This window comes from uncultured Muribaculum sp., from assembly GCF_910583865.1.
In the GTDB taxonomy this organism is placed as follows: domain Bacteria; phylum Bacteroidota; class Bacteroidia; order Bacteroidales; family Muribaculaceae; genus Muribaculum.
The window spans coordinates 21,429-28,290 of record NZ_CAJTYX010000038.1 but is presented as its reverse complement, the minus strand read 5'-3'; the positions used below and the strand labels follow the sequence as shown (position 1 = coordinate 28,290).

The 6,862-nt window shown below is 53.9% G+C and carries 3 protein-coding genes; 2 read left to right on the top strand and 1 reads right to left on the bottom strand.

The window, feature by feature from the left end; translation table 11 throughout:
* Positions 1 to 153: 153 nt before the first annotated feature.
* Positions 154 to 1,488: a hypothetical protein gene (locus QZ303_RS08575; RefSeq protein ID WP_295731713.1), complete on the bottom strand. Its 1,335-nt coding sequence runs from the start codon at positions 1,486 to 1,488 to the stop codon at positions 154 to 156.
* A 219-nt stretch (positions 1,489 to 1,707) separates the two neighbouring features.
* Between QZ303_RS08575 and QZ303_RS08570 the strand changes: the two genes are divergently transcribed.
* Positions 1,708 to 4,536: a TonB-dependent receptor gene (locus QZ303_RS08570; RefSeq protein ID WP_295731711.1), complete on the top strand. Its 2,829-nt coding sequence runs from the start codon at positions 1,708 to 1,710 to the stop codon at positions 4,534 to 4,536.
* A gap of 72 nt (positions 4,537 to 4,608) precedes the next feature.
* On the top strand, positions 4,609 to 6,783 hold the full coding sequence (locus QZ303_RS08565; RefSeq protein WP_295731709.1) for a S9 family peptidase: 2,175 nt from the start codon (positions 4,609 to 4,611) through the stop codon (positions 6,781 to 6,783).
* Positions 6,784 to 6,862: the final 79 nt, after the last annotated feature.

Genomic DNA, 6,862 nt, shown 5'->3' with positions numbered 1-6,862 from the left:
CCCGACCCTCTGCTTGTAAGGCAGACGCTCTGAACCAGCTGAGCTAAGCGCCCTGTGTTCTCCGTTAAAGCGATGCAAAGTTACGTCTCTTTCGCATAACTTCCAAATTTTTGGATGACTTTTTTATGTAAAATCAGTGCAAGGATGCGTAAGTTATTGCTCGCGTGGTGATTGTGGTTTTCCACGTGAGTTGTTTTCACGCATTACATCATGACGGAACTCGCGCCATTGTTGTTTCCGTTTTCGGCTTGCACGCGCATGGCTTATGCCGGTTACTGTTTTGAAAAGTTGTAGCACGCGTTTCCCGAAATCCGGTTTGACCACTTTTTGTGTCCCCAGTCGTGCATCCGGAGTGAGTGCCAGTCTCACTTGGCCATTATCGATATTGTTTACTCGATGGATAAGAGCGAGTGTCGAAGGTTGTAGCTCCGGAGCCTCTGTGGCTTCGTATATTTCGAGATCTGCCAGATCCCTACTGCTAAGACGCTCCCATTTTTTTGCTTCCTTAATAGTGACATACTCCTTGTCTATGATGTAGACTTCCGCGTAGGTGTTTACAAAGAAAGGCTCGTCGACACGATTGAACATGAACATAGGGTGTCCACGCCCGTTTGACTCGATATTGAATGAATATCCGGTAAGGTCCATGGGGGCGATTGAATCGCCCGCGACATTACCGTAGTTGAAACGGACATTAAACCGGTCGAAATCGAGGCGGTTGCGGAAAAACACGGAAAGGTTCGGTACCCATTTGCGGCTTGTCGTGTCGGCAAGCACGTCGACATCGACGCTTACCCGGCTTGCATTTTTCGTCCATACTTCCATTATCCCATACTTTCCTCTGAGTGTGTCGGTGCTCGATTCCATGCCCGTCAAACCCCGGGGAAGCTCCGGAGGTGCTGTCACACCGATCCAGTCCGACCATGAAAAATGTTGGTTGCATTCGCTGCTTACGCTGTCCGTGCCTTGAGAGTCGGTAAACCTGTAGTATGACCTGCTTTTGAGGATTCGCGGAATAGACCATCCTATGAACCTGACAGTCTTGTCGGCCGGAAGCATATAGTCGACCATCTTCTCCCTGAATAGCTGCACGGTGTCGGTGTAGGTCGAAAGTGTGGAATATTCTCGCACGTATGCCAGCATGTGCAGCATCTTGTGGCTTCTCGATTCCACCACAACTTCCGGCAATTCAGCCGCAATTTCCTGCAAGAATATGGTGTCGGTTCGATTGTCGGTCACGATTTTCTCCTTGAAGCCAAGGTAACGGACCGTGACAGGATAGGATGTGGCAGGTATATATGGAAATCGGCCTTTTGCATCGCACATGCCGATCACATTGCCGTTGCAGTCGAACAGCGACGCACCGGGCAGAGGAGTGCAGGCGGTCGAATCGGCTATCACGGTGTTATGCGAACCGGCCTCCATATTGACGATAGATATAGCGACAAGCATTCCTACGGTCATGACATGTCTCAGATTGGATGTCATACGGTTACGCTATGTTATGATTCGTGATTGGAGTTTTCTGCAAAGATATCCATATTGCTTCGTGGAATCTCGCAAATATTGTAAATGAATGGAACGCAAATGTTAAATAGGGTAAAAAACGGGAGGTCTTTTAAACCTTTTTTTGTCAAAATGCTCCAATGAATCGTGAAATCCCACAAAAGAAACGAAGAAAGAAAAATCAAGATAATTCCACGCATTATGTTGAACTACCTATGGAAGCCGTTGACGGCTTTTGTTTTGCTTATTTCCACTGTTGCAGCCGCCGGAGCCTACAACGTGAGCGGCATTGTCACCGATTCGTTAGGCGAACCTATGATCGAAGCGACAGTCCGGCTACTTGCCGCCAAAGACAGTGCTTTCGTCAAAGGCGGCACTACCAATCTCGACGGACGGTTCAGGCTGGGCGGAGTGAACCGTGGCCGTTACATACTTCAGGCGACATATATAGGATATGATGCTGCGAATGTAGACGTCAATGTCTCATCGTCCAATGTCAAGCTTGATCCCATTGTGCTAAAAGAGTCGTCGATCATACTCAAGGAGACCGTGGTGACGGCGGTCAAGACGGAGATAGTCGTGAAGGAGGACACTGTGGAGTATAATGCGGGATCGTATAAGACACAGCCCGGCGCGGCCATGGAGGAGCTGCTCAAGAAGCTCCCCGGAGTAGAGATTGACAGCGACGGTAAAATCACCGCCCACGGCAAGGAGGTGAAAAAAATCCTTGTCGATGGAAAGGAATTCTTCTCCGACGACCCCAAGGTGGCATCAAAGAATCTCCCCGCCACTATGATCGACAAGCTTCAGGTGGTCGACCGCAAGAGCGACCTTGCACGTCTTACAGGCGTCGATGACGGAGAAGAAGAGACTGTAATCAACCTTACAGTCAAGCCGGGCATGAAAAACGGTTGGTTCGGGGTGGCCAACGCCGGTGCCGGCACAGACAGCCGCTATGCCGGCGATTTCAACGTCAACCGATTCTGGAACGGCAACCAGGTGACTTTCCTCGGCAATTTCAACAACATCAACCAGCTCGGGTTTACCGACAGCAATGGTGGACGTTTCCGGCGTTTCGGCGGAAACAACGGAATAAACACGTCGCAATCGCTTGGCATGAACTTCAACGTGGGGCGTCAGGACGAGACATTCCGCGCCGGCGGCGACCTGCTCTACAGCCACACCGACCAGAACACCCGCAAACGGCAGGACCGGCAATACATATTTCCCGACTCGGTGTCGTATCTGAACTCGCAGAGCGCATCGCGCGACAAGGGTCACAACGTGCGTGGCGACTTCCGTATCGAGTGGAAGCCCGACTCGTTCAACACTCTTGAAGTGAGACCGCGTTTCTCGTTCAACTTCAACCATTCGCTGAGCGCCGACAGCTCGCGCACGATGGCCGGCGATGCGTTGCGCTCCCTCGTCAACCGCAGTATCAACACCGGTGACTCCAAGGGGACATCCTATGAGGCCGGAGCCGAGCTATGGTTCAACCATCGGTTTCGCAGCAAGCCGGGGCGCTCGTTCTCGCTCATGGCGGAGTATTCGATGTCGAATGTGCGCGAGGATGACTATTCCTACTCATGGAACAAATTCTTCACCGAAGGCGTGGATCCCGACGACCTCCAGGACCAGTACACGGACAACCACACGTGGAGCAACGCTGTGGGATTCCGCGCTACTTGGACCGAGCCTATCGGCGACGTTAAGAAGGGGATGTTCCTCGACTTCAGCTATCGCATGAACTACCGTTGGAACAATGCCGACAAGATGGTCTACGACCACCCCGTGACATATCCGGGCGATGGTTCCGATCCCGTGGTCGACTATCTCGACGAAGTATGGAATGCCGATCTCTCCAACCGTTTCCGCAACAGCTTCTTCACCCAGCGCATGCAGATAGGCTTCAAGAAAATAAGTAAAGACTTCAATTTCAATGTGGGTTTCGGCCTGTCCCCTTCGATGTCGAAGAGTGACAATCTTATCAACACCGACAAAAACATATCGAGATGGGTCTGGAACGTGTCGCCGTTCCTGCGCTATCGCCACAAGCTGTCAAAGACCCGCAGTCTGACACTCGACTACCGGGGACGCACGTCCGCCCCGTCGATGTCGCAGTTGCAGCCTGTGGCCGACATGTCCAACCCTCTACGCGTGGTCGTCGGTAATCCTGACCTCGATCCGTCGTTCTCACACAATGTGCGTCTGCGTTTCCAGGACTTCAACGCCGATGCTCAGCGCTCCATAATGTTGATGGCCGACGCGCAGGTCACGCAGAACGCTATCGTGAGCAAAACCACTTTCAATCAGCAGACAGGCGGACAGCTCACCACCTATGCCAACGTCAACGGCAACTGGAATGCCGGTCTTTTCGGCATGTTCTCCATGCCGCTGCGCAACCGCCACTGGCAGACCAACGTGCACTTGTTTTCACGCTACTCGCAGACAATCGGTTTCAACAACGGACAGCGCAACCGTAGCGGCTCGTTCAATTTCCGACCTTCGGTAGGCATAGCGTTCCGCACCGACGTGTGGGATCTCGACCTCCGTCCGTTCTATGGTCTGCAGACCACGCGCAACACTCTGGAGAGCGCCGCAGCGCGTGACATTACAAACTACGGCGCGCGTTTCAACGGTCAGTGGTATTCTTCGTTCGGTCTTGTGCTCGGCACCGATATCAGTTTCACCGCCAATAGAGGCTATTCCGCCGGCTATGACTCCGATGAATGGATGTGGAACGCCCAGATATCCTATCAGTTCCTGCGCGAGCGCAACGCCACGGTGTCGCTGAAGGCCTATGACCTGCTGCAGAACCGCAAGGCACTGAGCCGCAGCGTCACCGCCAACTATATCGACGATACGAGCTACAATTCGCTTACACGTTACTTCATGCTGTCGTTCTCCTATCGGTTTAACACATTCGGTAAAGGGAAAAGGCCGGACGGATTCAACGAGGCCGGTCCCGGCGGACCACGGCGCGGACCCGGTGGCCCTCATTCCGGAGGTGGCCGTCCTCCTCGCTTCTGAGGATAAGAGGGTTGTGTATTCGGGTATTTATGACTAATTTTGCAGCAAATCGATTCTGCAAATCAATCACATATGAATTTAAAATTTTCAAGCATCATCATGTCAGCAGCATTGCTTGCCGGTGCCGCCGGGTGCAACGGCACGTCGTCTGACGAAGGCAAGATGATCGACAAGCCCGACTTCAAGAGCGCCGACGGCATTTTCAGCATTGACGCCCTTGAAGCGCTCGGACGCGTGTCCGCTCCCGTAGTATCACCCGACAAGACCAAGGTGCTTTTCGGCATCAGCTATGAAAGTGTGGAGGAGAACGCCTCCAACAATGATCTCTACACGATGAACGTCGACGGTACCGACATGCAGCGCATCACACGCACGCCTAAGTCGGAGAGCAACGCCGTGTGGATCGACGGAGGAAAGCGCGTGGCGTTCCTTTATCCCGACGGCGAGACCATGCAGGTGTGGGTGATGAATGCCGATGGCTCCGCGCGTAAGTGCGTAAGCAAGCTCGACAAGGGTGTCAGCGGCTTTGTGCTCTCACCCGACGAGAAGCATATATTGATGGTGAGCAATGTAAAGTATTCACGCTCGGCCTCCGACGTATATCCCGACCTCCCCAAGGCTTCAGGACGTATCATCGATGACCTGATGTACAAGCATTGGGACGAATGGGTGACAGAGATTCCCCATCCGTTCATCGGCTCGTTCGACGGCAATGAAGTGACCGATGTGGCCGACATCATGGCCGATGAGCCGTTTGAGTCACCGATGAAGCCATTCAGCGGCATAGAGTCGTTTGCCTGGTCGCCCGACAGCAAGAGCCTTGTTTATGTGTCGCGCAAAAAGACAGGCAAGGAATATGCCATTTCGACAAATTCCGACCTGTATCTCTATGACCTCGCCACCAAAAACGTCACCAACCTCACCGAGGGGATGATGGGCTACGACACCAATCCCGCATTCTCTCCCGACGGCACTCATCTCGCGTGGCTGTCGATGGAGCGTGACGGCTATGAGAGCGACAAGAACCGGATAATGGTGATGGAGCTTGCCACCGGCGAGAAGCGCGACCTCACCGCAGAATGGGACTATACCGTCGATGCCTTCTCGTGGCAGCCTTCAGGCCGCGGCCTTTTCTTCCTCGCATATCGCGACGGCGTGCGCCCCGTGTTTGCCATGGGACTCGACCGTACCGTCAGTGTGGTGGCTCAGGGCGAGTTCGACTACGACGGTCTGGCTCCGGTCAGCGACAGTGCGTTGGTCACCATGCGCCATTCGATGCTGCGTCCCAATGAGATTTTCTATGTCAACGCCGGCGAGGAGCCGCAGGCCATCTCCACGGTCAACGACGACATCTATGCACAGCTCACGATGCCAACCGTGGAGCGTCGCATGGTGCCTACCACCGACGGCAAGGAGATGCTCACATGGATTGTCAAGCCGCAGGGCTTCGACTCTACAGCCAAATATCCCGGACTGCTCTATTGCCAGGGCGGTCCGCAGCAGGCCGTAAGCCAATTCTGGAGCTATCGTTGGAATCTCGCCCTCATGGCGGCCCACGGCTATGTGGTGATTGCGCCCAACCGTCGCGGCCTTCCGGGCTTCGGCACTGAATGGAATGAGCAGATTTCCGGCGATTATCCCGGCCAAAACATGCGCGACTACCTTGCCGCCGTCGATAATGTCAAGGCCGAGCCGTGGATCGATGCCGACCACATCGGCGCGACCGGTGCAAGCTACGGCGGATTTTCCGTATATTGGCTCGCGGGCAACCACGACCACCGTTTCGCATGCCTCATAGCCCATGCGGGAATCTTCAACATGGAGGCACAGTACCTTGAGACCGAAGAGATGTGGTTCGCCAACTGGGACATGGGTGGCGGCAACATCTATGCTCCCGCCGACACCAAGGATGATCCGACTTATGGAGCTTACTGGAACAAGAAGAACCCTATAGCACAACGCACGTTCGAGATGTCGCCCCATCGTTTCGTCGACAAGTGGGACACCCCGATCCTTATCACTCACGGCGAATATGACTACCGCATCCTTTCGTCGCAGGGCGAGATGGCGTTCAACGCAGCCAAGCTGCGCGGCATACCTGCCGAGATGCTTATCTTCCCCGACGAGAACCACTGGATTCTCAAGCCACAGAATGCCATCCTCTGGCAGCGCGTGTTCTTCCGTTGGCTCGACCGCTGGCTCAAAGGCAAACCCTACACCGCCGACACCGACAACACCGCCGAATAACCTCAATTCCACGTACCGGATAGTAAAATAAAAGCCGCGTTCCAAAATTCCCGGGAACGTGGCTTTTATTTAAATCGTC

Coding starts and splice junctions, on each gene's coding strand:
- QZ303_RS08575 (WP_295731713.1), bottom strand. CDS start 1,488: ATGACATCCAATCTGAGACATGTCATGACCGTAGGAATGCTTGTCGCT.
- QZ303_RS08570 (WP_295731711.1), top strand. CDS start 1,708: ATGTTGAACTACCTATGGAAGCCGTTGACGGCTTTTGTTTTGCTTATT.
- QZ303_RS08565 (WP_295731709.1), top strand. CDS start 4,609: ATGAATTTAAAATTTTCAAGCATCATCATGTCAGCAGCATTGCTTGCC.